Here is a 25,431-nt window from a genome sequence, read left to right on the forward strand (position 1 = left end):
ATTTTTGCTGCAGAACTGCAGACGGAAAAGATCGCCCACCCCAAGACCTCGCGCCCTAGTGACGGTTCCTTGACCGCACGACCGAACGGAATTCAGCGATAGTGGAGCTACCGCAAAAAGAGGCCCCCCTTTTGATCGACCCCTCTACAGAGGCAACATTAGCCGACAGACCGCCCCCCCAAAAGAGAGTCCATATCGCCTCCGGCACCCAAGTCACCTGGGCTGCGCAGATCCCCGGAATTACTGACTGGCAGAATCGCGGTCCGCTTGCCGTTGACGCTTGCGGATCGCCTTGGTCAGCAGTCGATCAAAGGTCGCGGCAAACGCTTTTTTATCGGTATCGCTGTAGGGGGCTCCGCCTCCGACGACCATCCCTTCCCCGCGAAGGGAATCCATGAAATTTCGCATCGACAGCCTGGTCGCGATCGTATTGGGCGAGTACTCATCGCCGCGTGGGTCGATCACGAAGATCCCTTTTGCTACTAAATCGCCAGCCAAAGGCAGATCGGCCGTGATCGCCAAATCGCCTGCAGTGCTGTGTTCCACGATATAGCGATCCGCGACGTCCGCCCCTTCGCGAACCAGGATCGAACGAACGAGGGGCACATTTCGGGGGGTATCCAAGGGCTGATTCGCAACCAGCAGGGTTTCCAGTTGTAGTCTTTGGGCCGCCCGAAAGACAATTTGCTTGACTTCAACGGGTGCGGCATCGGCGTCGACCCAGATTTTTACGCTCACAACAAGGGCTTTTTGCAAGTAGGACCGAAGGTGTCAAACCCTCGTGCGATGTTATTCGTGTCACCCAATTCTCACGGAGGAAACATCGGATGTCCAAGTTTTACATTGTCTGCGGTTCACACTCACTTGTCATCACCGCCCCCTCAGCAGATCAAGCTGCCCTGCGATTAATCGACGAAGTTTTGGCACCCCATATCTGGATTTACGACGATCCCGACCTGAGCAACCAGGATCGTCTGGACCACCTGACCCTAGAAGCCCTCCTCCATATGGAACCGGAGGTGATGGTCAGCCAACGAGGATTAGGACGCGACGAAGCGGGGCGTTTTGAAGTCCCCAACATGATTCGCGATTGGCATCGCTTAATGACGGGCGTTAGTCGACTGTTTGTCGCCGCCGGACTGGCTCCGCGAAGAGTGCTTCCAGCTGGCATGGATGCCGGCGGAAGCGATCAGGACGAAATGGGGCCGAAATCATTGAAATAGGGCTCCATAACGAACTGGCCGGCCACCGCGTTTGCTAGGCAGGCGCCTCGATCGCTACCGCACGACTGCCCCTCGCGATCCCCCGTGCCAGCGGGATCAAATCGTCGAACCGCGACGTTTTCCGACCGATGGCTAAGCGGCTTGCTTGCCGCCAGCGACTGCAGAACCGATACAAATGCTCCAAAACACCACTTTTCATTGTGGGATCGGTGGATTACCCTAAAATAGCAGTTAGAGGTCTCTGATTCACCTAACTCCGCGACTCCCCGCCTAGTGCCCACCAATGAGCCCCCCCGATGAAATCGTTCTTTCAGTTGATGTTGTTGTCGTCGTTAATCCTCTGCCCTCTCTGCTTGTCAGGTTGCTCGAGTCAACTTAGCGAAGAAGAGACCCCGATGATGGCGACCGATGAAGACGCCCCTGCAGCCGATGCAGCAACCACCAACGATCCAGAAAATCCGTAACCGACGCGTCTTCACTGCGTTGCTCACCTGTTCTTAATAATCATTTCGCTCTGATGGTCGTTTAGGCCCTCAGAGCTATTTCTTTTGTCGTCGGTTCGATGACCACGGCTCAAACCCTGCTTTGGAGCTCCCCTATGCACTCCCCTAAACGAAGTGCGTTCACGCTTGTCGAACTGCTAGTCGTGATCGCGATCATCGGTGTCTTGGTTGGGCTTTTGCTCCCCGCCGTTCAATCAGCCCGTGAAGCGGCTCGCCGCATGTCCTGCGGCAACAACCTGAAACAGATCGGGATCGCACTGCACAACTACCACGACACCATGGGCAGTTTCCCTCCTGGCTGGATCCTGCCAAATGGATCCGGAGATGCACGCTATGCATGGGGCTGGTCCGCATCGATCCTTGGATTCATGGAACAGAAGAACGTCCAAGATGCTGCTTCTTATGGAGACACCAACATCCATACGGCCGCCAACATCCCCGCCCTCTTGGTCGCGCTTCAAACTCCCATTTCTAGCTTTCGTTGTCCCTCCGACGTCGCACCAGCAACCAACAATTGGCTAGCCATCCGCAGCCAACGAATGTCGACGTCCAGTTACGTTGGAACCCACAACAGCGACTACTGGGACAAGGACGGAGATCCCACACAGGGGGGGATCTTTATCGAAAACCGGGGCACGCGAATGGCGGACATTCAAGACGGCACCAGCAATACGGTAATGGTCGGCGAACGTGGCTGGCAGTTCCGTGACGCTAGCGGAAACGTCCTCATTTCGGGTTCGGCCCACGTCTGGGGAAATGTCCCAGGGCATGCGTCCGACTGGCGTTGGGGCTATCAGGTCGCTTTAGGCGTTTACAAATCGAACCTGCATGGCACCGACCAAACAGGCAAGATTTACGTGAACGAAGTCAGCATGCGTGGCGCCAACGCGTTTTCCAGCATGCACCCTGGCGGGACACAGTTCTGCCGAGCCGACGGTAGCGTTTCGTTGATTACCGAAACGATCGAATCCTACTTCAATGACCAAGGTGTCCAAACCGACGCATCGGGAAACCGCGACCGCGCCGCGCGTGCTCGCGTCGACACCCTCTGGGAACGACTGATCGCCAAATCCGATGGGCAGCCTCTTAACGAGTAACCAACGCTCCCTTCCAGGCTAGCTAATGTTAAAAGGAACGGCGAAGCAGGACATCCTGTCTTCGTCGCTCCAGCGGTCCGAATCCCCTACTTGATTCGCTTCTTACTCTGGCCCCATTTGGTGGTTAGGCAAAATTCCTGCCGCGGACGATCTTGACGGATCAGGGGCACGCGGACTATGCCCAACGTGAAAACCGCACTCCCCAACTTCCAAGGACGGAAGCCGGCGCGGTGAAGAGAAATTGCGAAAGGATTCGCTGATTGTTTCACGTTTTTGCCAATAAAAAGACCCGTTATGGGAGTCTTTTGCTAGCTGTATTGCTTTTGGGGTTGCTGCTGCGCAATCCACTGGCTCGCTTCACCGCGATAAAAATTGGCTCCTCCTTTTTGGAAACGGAACTAAAAATTGAGGCGGTCGATATTGGCTGGATGTCGGTCAGCGTGTCGGGGATCGAACTGCTGGAACCTCGGCTAGCAGAAACCCAACAAGCCCACATTGATAAGGTTGCCGTTGAACTGACTCCTTGGACAGGGATTCGAAAAGGCGTCTGGGCCAGCCACTTGGTGATCGATCAGCCAACGCTTCATGTTCGCTTTGATGCCGACGGCAAACTGATCAGCCAATTCCCCTCTGGCGGCGAAAGCGAACCGAATCCCGACCCGCTGCAAATCCCCATTGGATCGCTGGCCATTCGGGATGCAAAATTGGTCATCCATCAAACGGGCAAACCAAGTTTCGAAATCGCCGACGTCGCCGTAACGGGCCACTTCACCGATCAAATTGAATTCCGTTGCCTGGTCCCCAAACTGTTGAAAGGATCGATCGAATTCCACTCGCAACTGTCGGCGGATACGTTTGCGGGAACCAGTCGCCTGGACGTCCACAAGATTTCCTTGGACAGCAAGAACCTTGCACAAATGCCGCTTGTGCCCTCGGCGGTTGAACAAGAACAGATCACGGGCAATGCAGACCTGACCCTTCAGATCAAACATCCAGCCAACACCTTTGACCCTCTAAAACATTTAAAACATTCGCTCCAACTGCGAGGCGTTCTCCAGGACTTGCATTCCGAAAGCGTCGGAACGCTCGCCGATCAGATTGTCTTGACCGCCTCCTGTGACCAGGGTGTCAGCCGAATATCCGTCGTTGGCAATCCTCTTGAGGGGAATCTGAACCTGGAAGCGAGTGGAGACCTGAACCAGCATCCGCTTGCGGCTCACTTCAAAGCCAACCTCGATGACCATCGACTGGAACCGCTGCGGGCATTGATTCCCGACCTGCCTCCGTTTACAGCCGCGGCCAATCTTGCGGCAACCGGGACAGCCGACTGGGACAACCAGCGACTACGATTCCAGCTCGATTCAACAACGACGGCATCGGATTTAACCGCCGAGAACATTCCTATCGGAGATGTGATCCATCACCTGACCGCTGAGGGATCTTGGTCGCCGTCCGCCCAGCCTCCACTGTCAGGATCTGTTTCTGGCAGAGTGACCACTTCGGGAATTCAATTAGCGGACGTGGGGCAGCGTTATAACCTGCAGTCGCCATCGACGATGGGGCAAGTCCGTGTTGAAGCGAATTACAGTGCGTCGCTAGACCGCTTGCCCGCTCCCGATTCAATCCAAGCGACCGCCAAGGTGCATACGGTCGGCCTTACTATCGATGATTTTCAGATCGACGACACAACGGCCGAACTACAGGTGAAAGACGGTCAAGTCGCACTGCAAACAACAGGGGGAACGGTCCGGGATGCAGACCATCAACCGGTCTTACAGTGGCTGACAACAGGGTCCACCCAATTGGTGCGTTCCAGTCCTCTTCAGGTACAGTCGGTTTTCCAATTCACGCCCACCCAAACGTTTGGCAAACAACTGCAACTTCCCTCGACCGATAGTTCTGGATCCTTTACAGCAACGGCGCAAGCGGGCTGCAAAATCAAGGACATGGCCGACCCCAAGCGTTGGCTGGCAGCAACGACCATCCAGTCTAACAATTTGATCCTTGCGGGCGAACGGATCAACGATTTCAAGGCTCGCTGTGACCTTCGCGACGGGCAGATCACGCTTCCTGAAATGCTTGTCATTTGGCGTGAGAGTGAATTCCGAATTTCTGCGACAGGGAATCTAGACAAACAACTTCACCTGCAGGGAAAACTGAACGCATCGCCCATCCGGTTGACCGATGTCGCACGCTTGGCGGAACGTTTTTCAAACGCCCCTTTACTGGCCGACGGCATTGCAACCATCGAGGGTGGATTTCAATTGCAAAGTGCTCCCCTCCAATTCACCGCGGGGGGAACCGCGTTTTTGCAAGAGGCCCATTATGCGCACACTCGGATCGGCAATGCAAAACTTGACTGGAACGCGGACCTTGAAAAATTTTCGCTAACCAGTTCGTCCGCGGATTTTCTGGGCGGCCGTTATCGCATGACTGCGACCGCCAAAGAACTGGATTGGACACAAACGATTCTGGAAGGCGAATTCAACGACGTCTCCGTTCCCCGTTTGATTGGGCTTGGCAAACAGCCGATCGCCTCGACCGGCAAACTTGACGGCGGCCTACAGATCACCTCGCTCTCTAGCCTGAACGCTCTGACAGGATCGGCATGGGTGCGAAGCCGTGGCCTTTCCGTTCAGCAAGCTCCGATCGACATCGGTGAAACCACTCTGGAAATTAGCCAGGGTGCGTTGACGGCGAAGTCAAACGGTTCGATTCTGCACGGCACGTACCACGCGCAAGGCGGAGGAGACCTTCCAACCGTCGTTACGTTTTTGCAAGATGCGGACCCGAAATTCGAGAAGCTACCGATTACAGGTCGAGCCAAGTTGACGGGGGTGAACATCGACACCCTGCTGAAGCTTGCCGGGCAAAACTCACAGAAAATCCCCCTTCGTGGATCGCTGGAAACAGAGTGCATTCGCGATCCATCGACCATCGCAGCGGGACTGTACTGCACCGCTTCGGGAAGCGTCGAAAACCTTCGCTGGAAACATGCTCGTCTGTCCGACCGGATTACCGGCACCCTTCGACTCCACTCCGACCGTATCGAATTGCAATCGGTCGATGGGCAACTAGCGGACGGCAGACTGTCGGGAACCGCAGAGTTTGCGCTCTCGGCGATTCCGACCGGCAGATTTGAATTTGCCGCGCAGCGAGTGAACCTTAGACGTCTGCTGCAGCCGCTAACGGGTCAGGACATTTCCGGATCCGGATCGATGCGATTGAGTGGGCGAGCCGCTGGAGTCTTGAGTGGAAAACTGGACCTGACGGCCGACAACATAGTCGCCTCCGGCGTCTTGGCCCGCGAAGCTCGTTTACCGATCGACTGGTCTTTTAGCCCTCGATCGGGACTAGCCCGTTGGCAATGTCGTTCCGGAGTCATCGACACCGGTGGCGGAAAAATCCGCATCGCGAGTAGCGGCGATGGCAGCCGTCACATGAACACAACCACAACCATCCGCCTGCAAAAGATCGACACATCCAAGTTGCTACGTGGTAAATCGTTGGGTGCGGGTGTCTTGGATGGAGAAGTCTTTGTCCAAGCAAAACGAGCTCGATCGATCGAGCAACTGGTCGGCAACTTCGACATCAGCATCTCGCAGGCAAAATCACTGGAAATGCCGGTGCTGAATCAATTACCCTCCTCGATCAGTTTGTCTCCGATGGCAATGAAAGACGACGGGAATGGTTACGTTTACGGACGTTTTTCAAACGGCATGGTCCATATCGGTCAACTGGCGATATCGCAAAGCAACGTGCAAGTCTTGCTAGACGGAAACGCATCGATGACGGGGAAACTGGATCTTGATGTCACCGTTAGCACCCAGCAAACGGGCCCGGCCGATTCGCTTCTTTCGCTAGCCGATTCCCCTTTAATGTTGGCAGCCCCAGCTCCGGTTGCGCTGGTTGCCAAAGCCAACGATTTACTAAAAGACCGTGTCATCCACGCCCACGTCGGAGGGATCGCCGCACGCCCGACGATTCGCTTGCAGCCGGGCAAACAGTTAAGTCAAAGTGCCGTTCAGTTCTTCCTTAAAAACAGTCTTGGATCTGCGGTCGCGGATCTTGCCGAAAGGCAATCGCAACCTCAACGCAAAAGATAAACAGTGTTATGAATCAAAGTAAACCTAACCAGCCACTGATGCTGCTAGCCATGTTGCTACTGAGCGGGACCGTCTTTTTTGGCTGCCGGACGGCCGCCTCGCTTGGGCTGCCGATCTCCGCCGGTTCCAACACGATCATGTCCGATGCCGTTGCCTTGCGACAGCAACAAGGCCACCCCCAAGGGATCGCTACGGAACTGGCCAAGGTGCCACTTCCCCCGCACCCGGTGGAAGCAGGAGACGTCCTGGTCATCGAACCAAACGATTTCAATTCTCCCATTCGGTTGTCCAGCGACCAAACGGTCCAACAAGACGGGACCATCGAACTGGGAGCGTACGGGCGGATGCAGGTCGCCGGGCTGCCTCCTGCTGAAATTCAAAACCGCGTTCAACATGTGATCACCGAACACATCGCTCGCAAACAGCAAGAAGGAATTGGCCTGGCTTCCCACACCGGGCAAGCGGGAGCACTCGATCCCAGCATCGACTACGGGGTGACGGTTCGCTTGGTCAATCAAGAGAGTGCGATGTTCTATGTGATGGGCGAAGTGAACGCCCCCGGTTCTTATCCTTTGGTGGGACATGAAACGGTACTGGACGCATTGATCGCCGCCGGGGGCCTATCGGACCGAGCCAACGATCACAAAATCATCCTTACCCGTCCGCAACCTGCGGGCCAGCCACGAATCATCCTTCCGGTTTGCTACCGCCAAGTTTTACAGATGGGCGATGTTTCAACGAACTACCAACTGCGCCCGGGTGACCGAATCTACGTTCCCAGCCTAAGCCTCTGGGAAGACATCAAACAAAGTGTCTCCAGCAGCGAAAAGAGCTGCCCGCATTGTTCGGAATACCAGTTAGAAGATTAGTGCGGAGCGGTCGTTAGTGTCGCCTTTCGCGGAGCGAAAGACGACAATCCCCGCTTTTCAGCGACGCAGCCAACCACGCCGGAGGAAAAACAACAGCATTCCTACCGCAGACAAACCCATTAGCGCGAGTGCAAATGGATACCCGAATTCCCAGGCCGTTTCGGGCATGTTGTAAGGCGAATCGGCCGTGTTGAAATTCATTCCGTAGACGCCAGCGATAAACGACATCGGCATGAAAATGGTCGAGATGATCGTCAAGACCTGCATGATGTCGTTGGTGCGTTGACTTAGTTTTGTGAAGTACAAGTCTCGCAAATCGTTTACGACCTCTCGAAATGATTCGGTCACGTCAACGATGTGAAGAATATGATCATGTGAATCACGAAGAAAGATCTGAGTCTCCTGCGTAATGTATGGCGTTTTCTCGACCATCAATCGTTGAATCAAATCTCTCTGCGACCAGCTGGTTTTACGAATCGCAGCCAACTCTCGCTTGAACATGCGAATTCGAATTTGATCCTGACCGCTGGGGTCGTCCGACACATCCTCTTCCAACTGCTCTAACGACCGACCGTAGGCCTCCAGTAACGGGAAGTAGCCATCGATGACGGTATCCACCAAGCAGTAAAGCAAATAGTCGACGCCCGATTCTCGGATCCTACCATTGCCACGCTTTAATCGCCGCGAAACGGCTCCAAAAGAATCCTCCGCTTTCTCTTGAAATGAGATCAGCGTATTCCCCGAAATCACAAAGGAAACCTGTTCATAGTGGAAGGGAATCTTCTGGTCGGTGCGATGCATGATCACCGACAAAACGCCATCGGTCACTTCAAATTTTGGCCGCTGATGGGTTTGAACAATATCCTCCAAGGTTAACGGATGCAGACCAAAATGCTCCGCTAAATGTTTAAGGGCCGTCATGTCTGCCAACCCAAACACATTGATCCACTGGACGACGGGCAAATCGCCTTCCGCGGCGACTGGCAGCGAATCTAGGCCGGCATCGATGGCGGCAAGGTCCCCCAAAGTGGACAGATCAACCTCGGCCTCTTCGATAAAAGTTTCTTGGTTATAGATCACGCGCTGAATGAAGGTCGTTTCGGCCGACGTGTCGGCCGAAACCTGCCCCGGTGCTGCCCCTACCTTGGAACGCCGTCGAAATGGGCGATAGAAACGACTGCGAAATCGCTTATGACGTTTTTGCCTACCATGATTTTCAGCCAAAACGGAATCGAGTTCCTGTTCCAGTTCCTCTTCGGCGTTATCTCGGGAGGATGATTCTGCCACGCTTAACTTCCTTGCGGGTAGCGAAGCGGCCCAGACCGCTCGATAAAGGCTTCGTGTTTTTTAAGATTGCTATAGCGGGCAATTCAAATCGCTCCGCCAAAGGGGACACGATCCGGTTCAGCGTTCGTTCGTAAAACGTTGTTGGTCCCCCGCATCGACCGGAAGCGTTTGATTCCACTCCATCACCAACTTTTGCAAACGCTCCACCTGTTCCGGGTTCTGAACAGCGACGCTATTCGTTTCTTCAACATCCCGGTCCAGATCAAACAACTGCGGGGCCGAACCATCGTAGTTCACATAAAACTTCCAACGACCATCTCGGACGGCAAGATCGGGATTCGGGTCCTCTTTCGTGCCTGGTCGATCGGGCGGCCGTCGCCAAAACAAGGGTTCGATTCGAGAGGCTTGATCATTCCCCAGTAAAGTCCCCGACAAATCCTCGCCATCCAGGTCGATCGCTTCGGGCGGGGAAACCGATGTCAACGCGTACAGCGAACGATTCAAATCCAGGGCCGACAAAATGGAATCTGAATTGGTGGTCCCTTCCTTTCCAGCGGCCAACCAACCAGGTGCCCAAACAATCAAAGGCGATCGAACGCCACCTTCATACAGCAACGTCTTAAATCCCCGCAGGGGCGTGCAAGCGCCGACTCCTTCTTCGGGACCATTGTCCGAAGCGATCAGGATGATCGTGTTGTCTCGCAATTTTTCATCACTGCGAATTCGTTCGAACAACTTCCCAAGCTGCGTGTCCATCGCTTCAAGGACAGCGTAGTACAAAGCCCGTTTCGATTGATCGGTCTCCGCTCGCAAATCGGCTGGCGGAAAAAAAGGAGAATGAACATCATCGGGCCACAGGTTGACGAAGAAGGGTTTACCATCCGCTTCCGCTTGATCGATAAATTCCAACGCGTCGGTTACAAACGCGGCCGTTACCTGGCTGCGATCTTCCCAGCGAATCGGTCCCCTCCCCAGGTTGGCGGACCCCAAATCATGGGGCGCCGGCGGCTTGCCATCGTAGGCATCCTTCAAGGGAAGCACTCGAGGCCCCAAGCCTTCAAAATTCGTCAGGCTGGCATCAAAGCCATATTCTGAAATCAGAGGAGCCTCACCGACATCCCGCTGTCCCCCCATATGCCACTTTCCAAAATGGCCGGTTGCGTACCCTGCTTTTTGCAGTTCCCTTGGCAACGATGGTGCACTCGGATCAAGCCACTGGTCCATTCCCCGCTTGCGGTTTGCTTCCCGCCTAGCCAAATAGGAACTGATTCGCCAACGCTGTGGGTACTGCCCTGTGGTAAGGGCGACTCGAGAGGGCGAACAGATCGGAGAATTGACATAGAAATTCGTAAAGCGAAGACCTTCGCTTGCCAACTGATCGATCTGTTTTGTCTCGGTAACCGTCCCACCAAAACAGGATAGGTCCGACCAGCCCATATCATCGATAAAGACTGTCAACACATTGGGACGGCGATCGTCGGCAGAGGCGGAATGACTAAAAACCGAAATCGCCACCAGACTGAAAAACAGTCGATAGAAACGAGAACCAAATTCAATCGAAATCATGCTTCGCCAACTTGATGAGAAAGAAAAAAACCTTTTGCGCGGTCCTTCCCATCATAGCCAAAATCAGCAGGCGATATCGATTCCCGCTAGCCAAGTAACCGAGCGACATCGCGTGCGAAATAAGTCAGAATCCCGTCGGCACCGGCGCGTTTGAAAGCTAATAGACTTTCCAGCATCACCTGCTCGCGATCCAGCCATCCCATCTGCGCCGCCGCATTCAGCATCGCGTATTCACCGCTGACCTGATAAGCGAACGTAGGAACAGAGAACTGATCTTTGACTCGGCGAACAATATCCAGGTAGGGCATGCCCGGTTTGACCATCACGCTGTCGGCCCCTTCGCGAAGATCTAAAGCGACTTCGTGCATGGCCTCGTTCGTATTGGCGGGATCTTGCTGATAGGTTTTTTTGTCCCCACCGGCTAGATTTCCAGAAGAGCCAACCGCATCCCGAAAGGGCCCGTAGAAGGCGCTCGCGTACTTGGCGGCGTAAGCCATGACATGGACCTGGACGTGCCCATTTTCATCCAACGTATTTCGGATCGCTCCGATCCGTCCATCCATCATGTCACTCGGAGCCACGATATCGCAGCCCGCTTCGACTTGGATGAGAGACTGTTGGCATAACATTTCAACGGTCAGGTCGTTTGTCACATAACCGTTGCGAACAAGCCCGTCCTGGCCGTGACTGCTGTAGGGATCGAGTGCAACGTCGCACAAGACTCCCACCGCGTCGCCCACCTCTTCTTTTACCGCTCGGACGGTCCGGCAGACCAAGTTTTCAGGGTTGACCGCCTCGGCGGCATCCTCGGTTTTCAATGCGCTGTCGGTCGCGGGAAAAAGAGCTAGGACCGGAATCCCAAGTTCCGCAGCCTCGGCAGCGGCTCGGCGGACCTGATCGATCGGCAACCGTTCGACGCCAGGCATGCTGACAATCGGTTCGGACTGCGGTCGGTCAATCACAAAGATTGGCCAGATCAGATCGTCCACTGCCAAATGATTTTCACGAATCAATCTTCGCGACCAATCGTGCCGGCGCAAACGACGCATTCGCGTCGCTGGAAAATCACCGCGTGGTGTATCAAACATGGATGCTCATCCATTCCGTGAAAACCGATAACGTCTTCGTTACCAAGGGGCTCGGACGTAATGCACGCCAAACTGATCCGTATGGCTTGGCCAATTCGGGGTGTGGCGGAAACCAGTCCCCGGAGCGTAGCCGTAGCCAGGGTTGTTACGCCCATACTGCTGCGTCACCGGGTACATCAGGTTCTGGCTAACACCCCAGCTGTAAGTCTGACGCATTTTAACTGTCGGAGGAACGACCAATCCGATTGGCTGACCGTATTGGATGTTCTGGTAACCAGCGTGCCAGGGTTGTTCGACAGGAGCGTTCTGGGCGCGGCGATTCGCAAACCCAAACGGACCGCCTGCCTCTGCTGGCTGAAGATCCAACGCCAACGCACCAATCACCACCACGGCAACACAAATCACTCGACAAATCATAGGTCTCTCCTCAGGTCTCAGACAGGGAATAGAATTAACGCGGGATCCGTAAAACGTTCCAGTAGAAATTGCTGGCTGTCTGACGAACTGGCGGGTAGTAGTAAGTCGCTTTGGTGCGGTTCAAACCGCGACCATTGTCATAATAGTTATGAAATTTGTCTTTATGCGCGTATAACATTTCTTGCGGCATAAATGGCTGATACGTGTAGTAGGTATGCCCGACGTGCGCCGGAACCGGCAGCGGAGCAACGTACATCTGAGCGTTGACGCTGTTGCCGTACCCTTGGGTGTAGTTGTTGTAAAACAGGTCGGGCCGACCATACCCGCGCTGACCAACGGCCCCCGCTTGGCAGTTTTCACAGACCTCCCCGGAACCATCACTCACAACCGCTCCACCGATACCGCTGCCACCCACGACTTCGTCGGAGATGACCTGGGAGTTAACGATGTAACTACCCTGCTGTGCGGACGCCACACCAGCGGAAACGAACCCAACTCCAACGGCCATAGCGGCGACGGCTAATTTGATCTGCATACGCATGACGAACGTCCTTAATTTCCGAATTCGAACAACTTAATAAGCTGCGACGGTTTCCCAGCTAGGAATTCCATACCCGCCAAGGCAATCCATCACCCTAGTCTAGGTCCAGTATTGGGATAATTCGGCGATTCAATGCCCCCCAGCCCAATCTTTATTTACCAAATCCTCCCTTTGCCCGGATATTGCCTGGTCTATCCATATTGACACCTGGGATAAAACAGAGCTAATCGGTACAATCCCGAGACTTTAGGCAAGATAACAGGGTGCATCATGACGAAGAACTTGGATGCGAGTCATCGAAGTTGCATCCAACTGAAACAGGGTAGTTTGCGTGGCGAAACGGCGTTCAACATCAGGTACACGATCGAACCGAAACCGAAAATCGGGCGAACCGGACTTACCGACAGAATCGGCAGAGGACCGCTTAATTCCGATTCCGCTACGAGCCGCGGCCCAGTCACGCTATCTGAATTACTCACTTTCGGTAATCACTAGCCGGGCGCTGCCAGATGTCCGCGATGGACTGAAACCGGTTCAACGCCGCATTTTGTATGCGATGAACCAGCTAAATCTGTCCTCCACCGCCAAGCACCGTAAGTGTGCGAAGGTCGTCGGGGATGCGATGAGTAACTACCATCCGCACGGCGACAGTTCGATCTACGAGGCCTTGGTGCGGATGGCTCAGCCATTTGCGCTGCGGATGCCGTTGGTCGACGGCAGCGGCAACTTCGGTTCGGTCGACGGCGACAACGCGGCTGCGATGCGTTACACCGAATGTCGAATGACCGCGATTTCGGCAGAACTGCTAGCAGACCTTTCCACCAAAACGGTTGCCTTTCGTCCCAACTATGACGGAACGCGTGAGGAACCGGTCGTCCTGCCCAGCCGAATGCCCAACCTGCTGGTCAACGGAGCGACGGGAATCGCTGTCGGCATGGCGACGAACATCCCCCCTCACAATCTGAAAGAGGTCTGTCACGCCCTCCTGAAACTACTCAAAGACCCAGAGATCAAAGAGTACCAACTTGTTGCCAATGACGCGGTGCAAGGCCCGGACTTCCCGACCGGGGGGCAGATCATCAACAGCAAGGAAGAGCTCCGCGAAATCTATGCAACCGGTCAAGGGACGATCAAACTTCGGGGGACTTCGATCCTAGTCGAACCACCCAAACCGAAACGCGGAAGCAAAGCTTCCGCTGCCTCGGCAAACGTGTTGCAGATCACCTCCATTCCTTATGGAGTGAATAAAGCGGCGATGGTGGAGCGGATATCCGAACTGGTTTACAGCGGCAAACTTCCTTTGGTGGAAGAAGTACGCGATCTATCGACCGACGAAATCCGTGTCGACATCGTCCTGAAACCAAACGCCGATGCTGACAAAGTCCTGGCTTACCTGTTCAAGCACACCCCTCTGCAAAGCAATTTCCACGTCAACCTGACCTGTCTGGTCCCCAACGAGAATCCTGAAACCAGCGCGCCGGCGCGACTGGGCCTGAAGGAAATTCTCTGGCACTTCCTGCATTTCCGTTTGGATGTTGTCACCGCGCGACTGACAAACGAGCTTCGTGCTCTCGAGAAACGGATCCATATCCTGAACGGATTGGCATTCGTTTTTGACGTCCTGGACGAAATCATCCGGATCATCCGTGCCAGCGATGGGAAAGCGGATGCTGCGGAAAAAATCATGACCAAATACCCCGCCGAGACGGGCGGCTTGGACGCGGAGCAAACCGACGCGATCCTTGAACTGCGTCTTTACCGACTGGCCAAGTTGGAAATCAACGTGGTCATCAAGGAACTGAAAGAAAAAGAAAAACGAGCTCGAGAGATCCGCAAACTGCTGAAGGAAGATACCGCGGACACCAATGCGTCGGGCCGCTGGCAAATCGTGCGAGAAGAAATCCAGCACATTCGCGAAACCTATGCCACTGACCAAGCAGGTCGTCGTCGATCGATCATCGCTCCGTTGACCGAAGAGATCGAATACAACGAAGAAGACTTTATCGTTGCCGAAGAATGCCACATTCTGATCACGACCGATGGCTGGGTGAAACGTCAAAAACAGATCGCAGACCCCAATAAGAGCCGTCTCCGCAGCGGCGACAATGTCTTGACGTGCGTCGCGGGTTCGACGCGAGAAACGATCGCGTTTTTCTCTTCGCTGGGGGTTTGTTATACCGCTCGAATGGCGGACATTCCTGCCTCCACTGGATTCGGAGAACCGATCCAAAAACTGTTCAAACTGAAGGATGGCGAACAGATCATCGCCGCCCTTTCGCTTGATCCACGGGTGATCGGCAACATCCACGACGATCCCAAGTATCCCGACCACTGCCCCGAAACGCATGCGTTTGCGGCAACCAGCAATGGCTATGCCCTCCGGTTCGGGCTGGCCGGTTACCTGGACCCCTCAACCCGTAATGGGCGGCGATATGCCCGCCCAGCCGCAGGGTCCCATGTGATTGACGTCGTCCCCATCCACGGGACCGAAACCATTCTTTCCGTCAGTGAAAACTGTCGAGCGATGGTCTGCCCGGCCGAAGAGGTGAACTATCTATCGGGCCCGGGCAAGGGAGTTTTACTGGTACGCTTGGGTAAAGAAGATCGCCTGCTAGGGTTTAAGGCCTCTACAGGAGACCGTGATTTGATGGTCGTCCAGACCAACCGTGGGGCAAAAAAGACGATCTCGACTGCCAAATACCGAGTCACATCACGTGGCGGAAGAGGAACCGAGATCCAAAAGAATGGAAAGATTGCCGAAATCGTCGTCGATCCCCCAGCCGCACCCGAGACGCTTGAGTGATGAACGATTAAATCTTCGTATTGATTTTTCATCCGCCCTGTTGGCGGCCAGACGCTAGCACGGATGATTGATCAGTCGTTTAGGCATTAGCCCACGGTTCTCAGGATGCACTGAACGAACCGGGGGCTACCCCCGAACGATAGACATAGCAGCCCTCGCTCTTTCCCTTCAAGGAGAGTCGAGGAATGACTGCAGACGAACCCCACGCACACGTTTTTTTCCTCGCATTCAACGAGCCCCGCTGTGAGCACTGTCGCCAAGGAATATAGCGCCAAAGATATCGTCGCCCTGGAAGGGCTAGACCCGGTACGTAAACGTCCGGGGATGTACATCGGTGGCGTCAGCGCGGCAGGTTTGCACCACTTGGTTTGGGAAATCGTTGACAATAGCGTCGACGAAGCGATGAATGGGCATGCCAGCGAAATCAAGGTCACTCTGCATAAAGACGGACAATCGGTTTCCGTCAGCGATAATGGTCGCGGAATCCCCGTCGACAAACATCCCAAAACCAAAAAACCTGCTTTGGAGATGGTCCTTACAGTCCTCCACGCAGGGGGCAAGTTTGACGGCAACAACTACAAAACCTCCGGCGGTCTGCATGGCGTAGGGGCTTCGGTTGTTAACGCTCTTTCCAAAGAAATGGTTGCCGTTGTCAAACGGGATGGCATTCAATATCGAATGCAATTTGCCAAGGGGATCCCTCAGACCAAACTTCAGAAACTAAAGGGAGCGGTTCGCGGAACGGGAACGACGATCACGTTTTCTCCCGACCCCACGATCTTTCCTAAAACCGATTTCGACAGTGCAACCATTCGCACTCGATTGGAAACGGCCAGCTTTATCCATCGCAATCTGAAGGTCACCTACGTCGATGAAGTTCAGGGAACGACGGAAACCTTTCAGCACGAGCAAGGGATCGTCGACTACCTGGCTCAAGTCCTCAAAGAACGCTCCGCCAAACCGATTCATGAATCCCCATTCATCCTTCGCGAAGACAACAGCGACCGCCTAGAGGTGGTTCTGCAGTGGACCGAATCGACCGATGAACACGTTCGCTCTTATGTCAACGGGATCCCCACGGCCAGCGGTGGCTCCCACGAAACAGGATTCCGTGGCGGACTAACCAAGGGAGTCCGCAACTACATCGACACCCACAACCTAACCCCGCGCGGACTGAAGATATCCCACGAAGATATCCGCGAAGGAATGGTTGCCATCGTTTCGATCTTTACCGCCGAACCACAGTTCCAAGGGCAGACCAAAGACCGTCTGAACAACCCCGAAGTCCAACCGCTTGTCGAGGGGGCGGTACGCCCTGCCCTTGAACAATGGATGAACAACAACCGCTCGGTTGCCGACTTCATCGTCGCGCGGATCATTGCCGCAGCAAGAGCCCGAGCCGCATCGCGAGCGGCTTCCGATGCGATTTCACGGAAAGGTGGTTCAAAACGGACGATGCTGCCAGGCAAACTGAGCGATTGCGTATCGGGCGGCCGAGGCGAATCGGAACTCTTCATCGTCGAAGGTGACTCGGCAGGTGGGAGTGCAAAACAAGGACGGGACCGCAATTGCCAAGCCATCCTGCCACTGCGTGGAAAGGTTCTGAATACCGAATGCGCAACGGTCAAAAAGATGCTGGAGAACAAAGAAATCCAGGACATGCTGACCGCGATTGGATGCGGAATCGGAGGAAATGTCGACCTCGCCAACCTCCGCTACGATCGGGTCATCCTGCTGGCCGATGCGGACTCCGACGGGCACCATATCACGACCCTCCTGCTAACATTTTTCTACCGGCACATCCCACAGTTAATCAGCGACGGGCGGCTTTTCATCGCTCAACCGCCCCTATACCGAATCGATCTGGGCAAAGAAACCTTTTGGGCAGCAGACGAAGCCGATCGCGATCGCATCTTGGCAGAATATACCGGCCGATCTCTCCCCGAGATCACTCGCTTTAAAGGCCTGGGGGAAATGATGCCTAAGGTTCTCTGGGACACCACGTTAAACCCGGCCACCAGGCGGCTGCTAAAAGTCGAAATCGATGACCATTTGGAAACCGATCGAGTCATCAGCGATTTGATGGGACGGGACGCATCCGCAAGGTTCCACTTCATCATGGACCGCGCCGACGAAGTCGAAGTACTGGACGTGTAGACGTGAACAAGGTGTAAAGAACGTCACCTATTTCACAACCGTCCCGTAGTGCCTGGGGTTACTTACTTGGCTGCGATACTTTCGCCCAGCTTGACTTGGCAAAAACGTTTGCTGTAGATCGGTTTTGCGTTTGCGAAACCATCGCGATATCAGCGACAGCGTATGCGGGTATTCACCATGCACCGCGTTGTTGGACGAGCCGACTTCAGGACTTTCCAAAAGCATCGTCCAGTGTTTCAATTCGGGTTTTGCTGCGGCGTAGGTATCTTTGCATTTCGGAGCGATCATCCGGCCGGCGATTTCACCGTTGCGGATCAAATACCAGATCGCACAGCCATCAAATCCAGGCACGGCATAAATGAAGGAATAGGTCTGGCGGACATTCGCCAGGTAGGTCAAGCGACGATACAAGAATTCGATAACCTTGAATCGTTCACGAGCATGAAGCGCCAGTTCATACTGACGTCGCTCCGCAGCCAATTCCATGGTCTCCTGAAGTTCAATCAGGATCTCATCATTGAACCCATCCAAAAAACTCTTCGCGGCCATCACCTGTTGATCGTATTGGTCGGATGTACAAGCCGCAGCACAGGGCCCCAAGCAGGTTCCGATCTCCATGCGTAGGCATCCCGGCCGATGCTCTAGCTGAAACAGCGACAACTGCTCGGCAAAGTGCATCGTTTGCTGGCTACTACAATCTCGCAATTTGAAAAAGCTATTCAGCGCGTCGACCGCTTGATTCATTCGTCCGGCGCCATGAAAAGGCCCTTCGCAAGCGATCACGTTTTTCGGCGGCAGTCGCGACAAAAAGAATGTTGGCGCGGGCGATCGTCCCAAACATAAATAGACGGGTCGCTGCCGCTTCGGAATTTCCTGAACATTCCAGCGTGGCGTCAACGTCCGAATCAAATGTTGTTCACGGAGAAGGGCCGCAAACTCGCTCGGCTGCGTCTCCCACTGAATAGCTCGGGTTGCCGCAATGATTCGACCCGCCTTCTCTTCCGCATTGGCGTCGCTGAAGTAGCTAAGCAGACGAGACCTGAGCGCTTTCGATTTGCCGACATAGATCAAGCGTCCACGTCGGTCTAGCATTCCGTAGATGCCAGGGACCTTGGGACACGTTGTACGGATCTCCGCATGCAGATCGTTTTTCGAACGGCCGCCCACTCGGGTCAACGGACGAGGATTGGTGAACGGATGAAAGGGATCGACTCCAAAATCATCCAGCGGGTGATCTTCCCCCCAAATCGCATCCATGCAAGCTCCGTATTTTCATCCAGAAAGAATCGACGATTCGCCACCCCGTTAGCGAAACCCTGAACTTAATAATACCACGGCTGACCACCCCCGTCCCTAAAAAACCGCGTGCGAATGCACCGCGGCTGATAATCAAATCGCCCCTCTAGACCATCCAATCGACTCCGCCCGGCACCGGAACCCCTCGCCGTTCGCCAGAACTGCCACGTTCCCTGGCGGCCCGATAAGCAATGCAAACCCAGGTAGAAACGACCGCCAACGACGCCAGCATAACGACCAAGTGGTTCGTTACCCCCCTCAACAAGCCCTGTACGATTTGCTTTGGATTCCAGCGCATGATTCGATACATCATCGGATTGCCTCCACCCCCAGAATCGAAAACGACCAATGCCCTGCCAACCCAGCGGCTAGCATTCGACGAAGGATTCGTCCGATTTCCAGAGGTCGTTTTAAAGATAAGAAGAAAAGAGCTCCCGCAGGAGCGAAGCCGATGTCACCACCGGCGAAGGTCATCGACTTATACGCAGCTTCTCAGAAACGAGGCAAGACAAAACCACATTGATCGTGACTCGAATGGAAACCGCCTGATAGAATGAATTCACAATGGATTGTGCAACTTTCTTTACTTCCCGCCTCGGATCGCCAATGTTTTCTGTCCCAAGGTCGCTCCAGCCTTGTCTGCAAGCATTACTGCTGGGTGGAATTTTTACGCTTTGCCTGAACGTCTGCGCCACGGTTCAAGCGAACCAACAAGCCCTTCCTGCCAACGTCATCGTGGTTTGCCCGACGTCCTTCCAGGAAGCGATTCAACCATTGGTCCAGCGACGACAGGCCGAGGGACTTCGCGTCCAGGTCATTCCCAGCCAGGCCTCATCTGCGGACTTGGCCAAATCGATCCAGGCCGTTGCGGATCTGGATACGACCCGATATGTCATTTTGGTTGGAGACTGTTCTCTCCGTGATGCCACCACCGGCAGCGACCCGAAATACGAAGTTCCGACGCTGCAAGAACCGGCCACCGTCACCGCCGCCTGGAAGACGACGCCCATGCTGCCGGGCGACACGTTTTATGGTGACTTCGACAACGACGGATTTCCGGACGCCGCGGTCGGCCGCATTCCGATCGATTCCGCTAGACAGTTAACGACCTATATCGATCGCATCATTCACTATGAAGATGAAAGTGAATTTGGACCTTGGTGGCAACGCGTGCAGTTGACCGCAGGCGTTGGCGGGTTTGGATTCCTAGCCGACACAGCGATCGAATCGGTCACCCGAGGAATGGTCACCAGTTCGATGCCAGCCTGGACACATACTCAGGTGACTTATGCCAGCCCCACCAGCCCCTTCAATCCGGGTCTGAACCGTTTCCAAGAAGCGGTTCTCAAGCAGTACTCACAGGGGAACCGATTCTGGGTTTACGCGGGGCACGGCTGGGTCACGGAATTAGACCGCGTCCCTGCGACGGCTGCCGGCCGTCCTGTACTGGCAAACCATAACGTCGATGGTTTACAGCTAACCAATTCGCCTCCGCCCATCGCCTTGATGTTCGCCTGCTACACCGGCGCCTTCGACGCAAACGAAGACTGCTTGGCCGAACAAATGTTACGAACGCCCCATGGCCCGATCGCCGTGGTCGCTGGATCACGTGTCACCCTACCCTACGGAAATGCGGTCGTTGCCACAGGCCTAATCCGAGCCGTCTACGAGGACCACGCACCCCGTCTTGGTGACGCTTGGCGAACCGCCCTCCGCGAAGTCGCCACCGCATCCGAAGCCAATCCAGAACTTAAAAAACGTCGAACCATGATCGACACTTTGGCAACATTGATCAGCCCCACAGCCGCCAATTTGCCAGCCGAACGCCGCGAACACATGCAGCTGTACAACCTTCTGGGCGACCCCACATTGCGGTTGCTCCAGCCACAAAAGTTGCCGCTGAATGTGGCAGGCAACGTCCCGGCGGGAAATCCCATCACGATTACGGGAACCTCGCCGATCGACGGGACCCTAACCCTTTCACTCCATCGCGCCATCGGCAGCTTGCCGGCTGGAACCCCGCTGGAAGATCGACATCAACTTGCTAATTCAACCGAAGTTGCACGCGACCAAGTGATCGTCAAAGCGAAACAGCCTTTCAGCATGCAACTACCAACACTGGCAACCTTAACCGGAACTTTACACGTCATTGGTGCCGTGAAAGAAAGCAGCGCCTTTGCCATCGGCGATGTCCGTGTCTTGATCACTTCTGAATGATCGACATCCACCTGTTCGCAAAAGAACGCTCTCGTCAAGCTTCTTCCGCGGGCGAACATGAAATCGATTCGAAACGTGTTGCCGGTCTGTCCACGCTCCGGCGAGCATAGCGGCGTCACTGCCATTGCTACCGTCGCCAGACGGTAGTTCTTGCTGCATTCTTGTCTGAACGACACTAGTCGCGTCACTGAATTGCAACCTCACTCGGAAACCGGCACTTATTGAATGTCGCCTTTCGCGGGGGACGTGAAATCGATTCATGGCGTACTGCCGGATTGTCCACGCTCTGGCGAGCGCAGCGGCGTCACTGCCGTAGCTACCGTCGCCAGACGGTGGTACCTCACTCGAAAACCGGCACTTGTTGAATGCCAGATCCCTGAGACATCAACGTTTCGCGAAGAAGAAGTTAAGTAACGGCGAATTCTCGATTGAAAGCGATCCACCTTATTGTCCACTCGCAAGCGACCGTGCTACAACCCCGCCCTTCTGACAGCCCGCCTTGAAATGACTCACCCTGAATCCCACCTGCCAGGCTTATGTTCCCTCCTATTTCTTCACGAAGAAACTTTCTTTCTATAGCCGCATGTGCCGGAATAGGCTTCTATCAACAACCATCTGCCTGGGGTGTCATTGATTTACCGCACAATCGACAACCTTACGCCGCGATTGAATGGAATCGTTGTCGGCTAGTCGATTCGGTTTCACATGCTCACTGTCGATCACAAACATCGCTCGACATGCTTTGCCGTCGCGGAATCACTCATCTTGCGATTTCCAACTACTACCCGTCGGCTCCCTGCAAACCGACCGAGCGGATCAGTCAATTTAGAGAACAGCAGGACTTTGCCACGATTGCCGGCAAAGGTTATGTCCAGCAGAAAATGTCCTGGAACGACATCATTCGTGCTCCAGACACAGGGTGGTTCGACAAACTTCCAACGGCCCTGCAAGAGAAAATGCCGTTTGAAACAGGAGACCTTTGCTTCCCCCAACCGATTTCCGATGCAATCTTTTGTCCGAATGCTGAACATCATTCAATGACCGACAGCAATGGTCATTTCAATGCGGTTGGATCTGAATTCGCCAGCGGAACATTCGACGTCCGCGGCAAATACATGCTGCACAATCACGGGTATGCGATGGGAACCGGGCTGCCTTGGCGTGAGGCCTTTAGCCGGATGATCGATGCACTGCAAATCGAATCAGGGGGCGGGATCACCATCAATCATCCCAAATGGAGCGGCTTTTCCGCGGAAAAGATCCAGGAATATCTCGACTTCGACCCTCGTGTTCTGGGGATCGAAATTTGGAACAGCACCGCCGAATCGCTAAACGGCAAAGGATGGTCACTCGATGAATGGGATGCCGTACTCGCAACCGGCAGACGCTGCTTTGGATTTTCCGTTTCCGATCATGCACATAACTCCGACCCAGGATTCAAAGGCCGCAACGTATTGTTGATTGACGGAGCCATCACGGCTAGCGAATTGCCTGCCGCGTGCCTACAAGCCTATCGCAACGGCGATTTCTACAGCTCGCTGGACGGCAACCTGAAACTCAATCGCTGCCAATTCTCAGGTGACCGACTAACGGTCGAAGTCTCGGGTCCCAGCAGGTTGCGGGTCGTTTCGGCAACCGGAATCGTCCACGAACAAACCGGAACAACATTGGACTGGACGTTACCCACAGGGCCTGACTCCTCCCGACGACATGTTTATTTGCGTGTTGAAGCAGAAGAAATCGAAGGGGGCGATCGCCTTTTCACGCAAGCATTCCACTTGAATTAATCAACGACACGATGGCTGCCCGCTCGGGTCGCTAGAGAGATGAAAGGAATCATCTGCCTTCCATTTTCTCCCTCCCTTCTACGAAAACTTAACAAGAGAGAATCATGAAAACGACTTCCCGACGAACCGCGTTTACGCTTGTCGAACTATTGGTGGTGATCGCCATCATCGGTGTTTTGGTCGGCCTATTGTTGCCAGCCGTGCAAGCCGCTCGCGAAGCCGCCCGCCGGATGCAATGCAGCAACAACCTAAAACAAATAGGTCTTGCCATGCACAACTACCACGACACGTTCGGCTCCCTTCCACCGGGCTGGATCGACGAACCAACCAATCAAAACCGTATGGGCTGGGGCACGTTTATACTTCCGTTTATCGAACAGTCGGCCATGCACGACGGGATGAAAGATGTCGGTGCGTACGACGTCCCTTGGTACACCCTTCCAGAAATGACCACCGGTACCGCTGCAGTACCCACGCCGTACGCCAAGACAATCCTAAACGGGTTCATCTGCCCCTCCGATCCTTCCGGTCCAATTAACAACAACCTGCATGACTACGGCAAATCAAACTATACGGGTGTCGGTGGTGCTCACTACATCCGATCCGGAGGAGCCAACGGCACGTTTTACGACAACTCCTACATTCATTTCCGCGACATGAGAGACGGCCTAAGCAATCTAGTCATGATTGGTGAACGGAGCACGATCAACCAACCCTCTCGCAGTTTCGTCAAAAAGGGAACCCTTTGGATCGGAGGCACAACGGCTGGCGAGTACTACCTCAACAATGCGATCGTCAGTGCTTCAACGTACTACTCGATCAACGGGCAAGCCGGCAACTATAACCTTACCAGTGCCCACCCAAGCGGAATTCATTTTCTACTGGGCGATGGGTCCGCACGATTTGTTAGCGAAACCATCGACCTGACGACCTACCGCAACCTGGGATCGATCGCGGACGGATACGTCCTCGGTGAATTCTAAAAAATTTGACGATACCGAATACATTCAACTCAAACAGAAACAACCCCATGCGCATTATCTATATCTGTATCCTGGCAATGGCGATCGGCTGCAGTTCAAAAGAAGTGGTCCAACTGCCAACGCCTACCACGCAAGATCAATTGGTCGTCAAACTGGATCAAATTGCATCGACCGGCCAATACGAAAGCGTGCTTACCGAACTAACGATGGGCCTGGAAGAAGCAGGATTGATGGGCGAAGCAGCGGAACTACAACAGTTACCAGCTTTCGATGATGAAGCGAAAGTCAAGCAAGCCGCCAAAAAACTAACGGCACGGGTCAAAAAACTGCTGGCTACGTCCAACAAATAGGCTCAGCGACCACAATGGCCGCCGCTCAAGACCACAACCCCGGCAAGCTCAATCGCTTGCCGGGGTTGTTTTATTAATAGGGTTCCACTGATTAAAGAAAGACAAACCTGTTTGCTTCCAGACACAACGGGTTCACGATTCGGCAGTCGGCTACTCTTTCGCCCACTTCCATGGCAACAGGCTATATCGCCGGAGCGACATCTCACGCGCTGCCGATCGTTTTCGCATCACGATCAACATCACTCCGCAGACGATCAGCACCACCGCGACCGTCGTCTCCCAGGTAATTTCTTCGCCCAAGATTAACCAACCGAGGAACACCGCGATGACTGGATTAACAAAAGTGTAGGTGGAAACTCGAGTCACATTCACATTTTTCAGCAACCAACAGTAAGCGGTAAACGCGATGAGGGAACCAAACAGTGCGAGGTAGACCGTCGCCACCGCAGAACGTGCCGAAACCTCTCGCCAATCAAAATGCAACCATTCCCTTCCGAGCAGACTAAACACCAACAGAACCACTCCACCGCAAATCGATTCAAGTGCCGTGGCCATAAAAATGTTCTTGGGGAGATTGGCTTTACGGGAATGAAGCGAACCGATCGACCAGAAGACCGGCGCCATCATCAGGGCAAACATGCTGGGCAGATGTAACCCTTCGGCCCCCGCAAGCAAACGTTCCGGCTTCAAGAGAAACACGATCCCGATGAATCCCATCAGCAAGCCGGCTGCAACACGAACGCTTGGCCGCGGACCACGATAAAACAGCCATTCAAAAAGTGTCATCCAAAGGGGCATCGTCGCGACCACCAAAGCGGCAACGCCAGAGGGGACTCTTTGGACGGCCCACATCACCAAGCCATTCCCTCCGACCATCAATAAGCAACCGATCAGAGCGGCCGATTTCCACTGTCCTAAAGAAGGGGCCGGAACCCCTCGCATTCGGAGGACGGAATACGTCAACGTTCCTGCAACGAGAAAACGCCCCGCCGAAATCATAAACGGAGGGATGCTTTCGACCGCGATACGCATCGCCAGGTAAGTCGTTCCCCAAATCAGATAGACCGCAGCAAAGGCAATTACGACCTGAAGTGTCGTCGCCCCAGAATCCTTGTTCATCTCGATTCAACTTCCATCGGTG

General features: G+C 54.4%; 20 protein-coding genes. 11 read left to right on the forward strand and 9 right to left on the reverse strand.

Annotation, left to right across the window (positions count from 1 at the left end):
• Nucleotides 1-240: 240 nt before the first annotated feature.
• Nucleotides 241-738, reverse strand: a complete 498-nt coding sequence (locus FF011L_RS25660) for a YaiI/YqxD family protein (RefSeq protein WP_145354766.1) — start codon at nt 736-738, stop codon at nt 241-243.
• Nucleotides 739-827: 89 nt separating this feature from the next.
• Here FF011L_RS25660 and FF011L_RS25665 point away from each other — a divergent pair, with 89 nt between their 5' ends.
• From FF011L_RS25665 to FF011L_RS25680, 5 genes are all read left to right on the forward strand, one after another.
• Nucleotides 828-1,223, forward strand: coding sequence for a hypothetical protein (locus FF011L_RS25665; RefSeq protein WP_145354767.1), 396 nt, complete (start codon nt 828-830; stop codon nt 1,221-1,223).
• Between the two features lie 296 nt (nt 1,224-1,519).
• Nucleotides 1,520-1,687 (forward strand): hypothetical protein, encoded by a 168-nt coding sequence (locus FF011L_RS26635; RefSeq protein WP_218932892.1) that lies wholly within the window; start codon nt 1,520-1,522, stop codon nt 1,685-1,687.
• 134 nt (nt 1,688-1,821) lie between these two features.
• Nucleotides 1,822-2,823, forward strand: coding sequence for a DUF1559 domain-containing protein (locus tag FF011L_RS25670; protein WP_218932893.1), 1,002 nt, complete (start codon nt 1,822-1,824; stop codon nt 2,821-2,823).
• 260 nt (nt 2,824-3,083) lie between these two features.
• Entirely contained in the window at nt 3,084-6,929 is a 3,846-nt protein-coding gene (locus tag FF011L_RS25675; protein ID WP_145354768.1) for an AsmA family protein, read from the forward strand.
• 8 nt (nt 6,930-6,937) lie between these two features.
• Nucleotides 6,938-7,798, forward strand: coding sequence for a polysaccharide biosynthesis/export family protein (locus tag FF011L_RS25680; RefSeq protein ID WP_145354769.1), 861 nt, complete (start codon nt 6,938-6,940; stop codon nt 7,796-7,798).
• Nucleotides 7,799-7,855: 57 nt separating this feature from the next.
• On the opposite strand, the gene corA is transcribed toward FF011L_RS25680, so the two are convergent.
• The 5 genes from corA to FF011L_RS25705 form a co-directional block, all read right to left on the reverse strand.
• A complete protein-coding gene (gene corA / locus FF011L_RS25685) occupies nt 7,856-9,085 on the reverse strand; it encodes a magnesium/cobalt transporter CorA (RefSeq protein WP_145354770.1) in 1,230 nt (409 codons plus the stop codon).
• Nucleotides 9,086-9,202: 117 nt separating this feature from the next.
• Nucleotides 9,203-10,651 carry a sulfatase family protein gene (locus FF011L_RS25690; protein ID WP_145354771.1) on the reverse strand — a complete coding sequence of 483 codons (1,449 nt, stop codon included), beginning with the start codon at nt 10,649-10,651 and terminating at the stop codon, nt 9,203-9,205.
• Between the two features lie 86 nt (nt 10,652-10,737).
• A complete protein-coding gene (gene hemB / locus FF011L_RS25695; protein WP_246109631.1) occupies nt 10,738-11,739 on the reverse strand; it encodes a porphobilinogen synthase in 1,002 nt (333 codons plus the stop codon).
• A gap of 39 nt (nt 11,740-11,778) precedes the next feature.
• The gene (locus tag FF011L_RS25700; protein ID WP_145354772.1) at nt 11,779-12,156 is read right to left on the reverse strand and encodes a hypothetical protein; all 378 of its coding nucleotides are present in this window, start codon (nt 12,154-12,156) and stop codon (nt 11,779-11,781) included.
• 34 nt (nt 12,157-12,190) lie between these two features.
• On the reverse strand, nt 12,191-12,697 hold the full coding sequence (locus tag FF011L_RS25705) for a hypothetical protein (RefSeq protein WP_145354773.1): 507 nt from the start codon (nt 12,695-12,697) through the stop codon (nt 12,191-12,193).
• Between the two features lie 331 nt (nt 12,698-13,028).
• Here FF011L_RS25705 and FF011L_RS25710 point away from each other — a divergent pair, with 331 nt between their 5' ends.
• On the forward strand, nt 13,029-15,500 hold the full coding sequence (locus FF011L_RS25710) for a DNA gyrase/topoisomerase IV subunit A (RefSeq protein ID WP_145354774.1): 2,472 nt from the start codon (nt 13,029-13,031) through the stop codon (nt 15,498-15,500).
• 243 nt (nt 15,501-15,743) lie between these two features.
• Complete coding sequence (locus FF011L_RS25715) at nt 15,744-17,657, forward strand: DNA gyrase/topoisomerase IV subunit B (RefSeq protein WP_145354775.1); 1,914 nt, start codon at nt 15,744-15,746, stop codon at nt 17,655-17,657.
• Between the two features lie 27 nt (nt 17,658-17,684).
• Here FF011L_RS25715 and FF011L_RS25720 read toward each other — a convergent pair whose 3' ends face one another.
• Together FF011L_RS25720 and FF011L_RS26640 are read right to left on the reverse strand one after the other, a co-directional pair.
• Nucleotides 17,685-18,914, reverse strand: coding sequence for a GIY-YIG nuclease family protein (locus tag FF011L_RS25720; protein WP_145354776.1), 1,230 nt, complete (start codon nt 18,912-18,914; stop codon nt 17,685-17,687).
• A gap of 145 nt (nt 18,915-19,059) precedes the next feature.
• Complete coding sequence (locus FF011L_RS26640) at nt 19,060-19,266, reverse strand: hypothetical protein (RefSeq protein ID WP_218932894.1); 207 nt, start codon at nt 19,264-19,266, stop codon at nt 19,060-19,062.
• Between the two features lie 293 nt (nt 19,267-19,559).
• Here FF011L_RS26640 and FF011L_RS25725 point away from each other — a divergent pair, with 293 nt between their 5' ends.
• The 4 genes from FF011L_RS25725 (at nt 19,560) to FF011L_RS25740 (ending at nt 24,290) form a co-directional block, all read left to right on the forward strand.
• Nucleotides 19,560-21,170 carry a C25 family cysteine peptidase gene (locus FF011L_RS25725; protein WP_218932895.1) on the forward strand — a complete coding sequence of 537 codons (1,611 nt, stop codon included), beginning with the start codon at nt 19,560-19,562 and terminating at the stop codon, nt 21,168-21,170.
• A 737-nt stretch (nt 21,171-21,907) separates the two neighbouring features.
• Nucleotides 21,908-22,957 (forward strand): CehA/McbA family metallohydrolase domain-containing protein, encoded by a 1,050-nt coding sequence (locus tag FF011L_RS25730; protein ID WP_145354778.1) that lies wholly within the window; start codon nt 21,908-21,910, stop codon nt 22,955-22,957.
• Between the two features lie 104 nt (nt 22,958-23,061).
• The gene (locus FF011L_RS25735) at nt 23,062-23,940 is read left to right on the forward strand and encodes a DUF1559 domain-containing protein (protein ID WP_145354779.1); all 879 of its coding nucleotides are present in this window, start codon (nt 23,062-23,064) and stop codon (nt 23,938-23,940) included.
• A 47-nt stretch (nt 23,941-23,987) separates the two neighbouring features.
• Nucleotides 23,988-24,290 (forward strand): hypothetical protein, encoded by a 303-nt coding sequence (locus FF011L_RS25740; RefSeq protein WP_145354780.1) that lies wholly within the window; start codon nt 23,988-23,990, stop codon nt 24,288-24,290.
• Between the two features lie 150 nt (nt 24,291-24,440).
• On the opposite strand, the gene FF011L_RS25745 is transcribed toward FF011L_RS25740, so the two are convergent.
• Nucleotides 24,441-25,409 (reverse strand): EamA family transporter, encoded by a 969-nt coding sequence (locus FF011L_RS25745; RefSeq protein WP_145354781.1) that lies wholly within the window; start codon nt 25,407-25,409, stop codon nt 24,441-24,443.
• Nucleotides 25,410-25,431: the final 22 nt, after the last annotated feature.

It is taken from the genome of Roseimaritima multifibrata, from assembly GCF_007741495.1.
Classification (GTDB): Bacteria; Planctomycetota; Planctomycetia; order Pirellulales; family Pirellulaceae; genus Roseimaritima; species Roseimaritima multifibrata.

Coding starts and splice junctions, on each gene's coding strand:
- FF011L_RS25665 (WP_145354767.1), top strand. CDS start 828: ATGTCCAAGTTTTACATTGTCTGCGGTTCACACTCACTTGTCATCACC.
- FF011L_RS26635 (WP_218932892.1), top strand. CDS start 1,520: ATGAAATCGTTCTTTCAGTTGATGTTGTTGTCGTCGTTAATCCTCTGC.
- FF011L_RS25670 (WP_218932893.1), top strand. CDS start 1,822: ATGCACTCCCCTAAACGAAGTGCGTTCACGCTTGTCGAACTGCTAGTC.
- FF011L_RS25680 (WP_145354769.1), top strand. CDS start 6,938: ATGAATCAAAGTAAACCTAACCAGCCACTGATGCTGCTAGCCATGTTG.
- FF011L_RS25690 (WP_145354771.1), bottom strand. CDS start 10,651: ATGATTTCGATTGAATTTGGTTCTCGTTTCTATCGACTGTTTTTCAGT.
- hemB (WP_246109631.1), bottom strand. CDS start 11,739: ATGTTTGATACACCACGCGGTGATTTTCCAGCGACGCGAATGCGTCGT.
- FF011L_RS25700 (WP_145354772.1), bottom strand. CDS start 12,156: ATGATTTGTCGAGTGATTTGTGTTGCCGTGGTGGTGATTGGTGCGTTG.
- FF011L_RS25705 (WP_145354773.1), bottom strand. CDS start 12,697: ATGCGTATGCAGATCAAATTAGCCGTCGCCGCTATGGCCGTTGGAGTT.
- FF011L_RS25720 (WP_145354776.1), bottom strand. CDS start 18,914: ATGGATGCGATTTGGGGGGAAGATCACCCGCTGGATGATTTTGGAGTC.
- FF011L_RS26640 (WP_218932894.1), bottom strand. CDS start 19,266: ATGATGTATCGAATCATGCGCTGGAATCCAAAGCAAATCGTACAGGGC.
- FF011L_RS25725 (WP_218932895.1), top strand. CDS start 19,560: ATGTTTTCTGTCCCAAGGTCGCTCCAGCCTTGTCTGCAAGCATTACTG.
- FF011L_RS25730 (WP_145354778.1), top strand. CDS start 21,908: ATGCTTTGCCGTCGCGGAATCACTCATCTTGCGATTTCCAACTACTAC.
- FF011L_RS25735 (WP_145354779.1), top strand. CDS start 23,062: ATGAAAACGACTTCCCGACGAACCGCGTTTACGCTTGTCGAACTATTG.
- FF011L_RS25740 (WP_145354780.1), top strand. CDS start 23,988: ATGCGCATTATCTATATCTGTATCCTGGCAATGGCGATCGGCTGCAGT.
- FF011L_RS25745 (WP_145354781.1), bottom strand. CDS start 25,409: ATGAACAAGGATTCTGGGGCGACGACACTTCAGGTCGTAATTGCCTTT.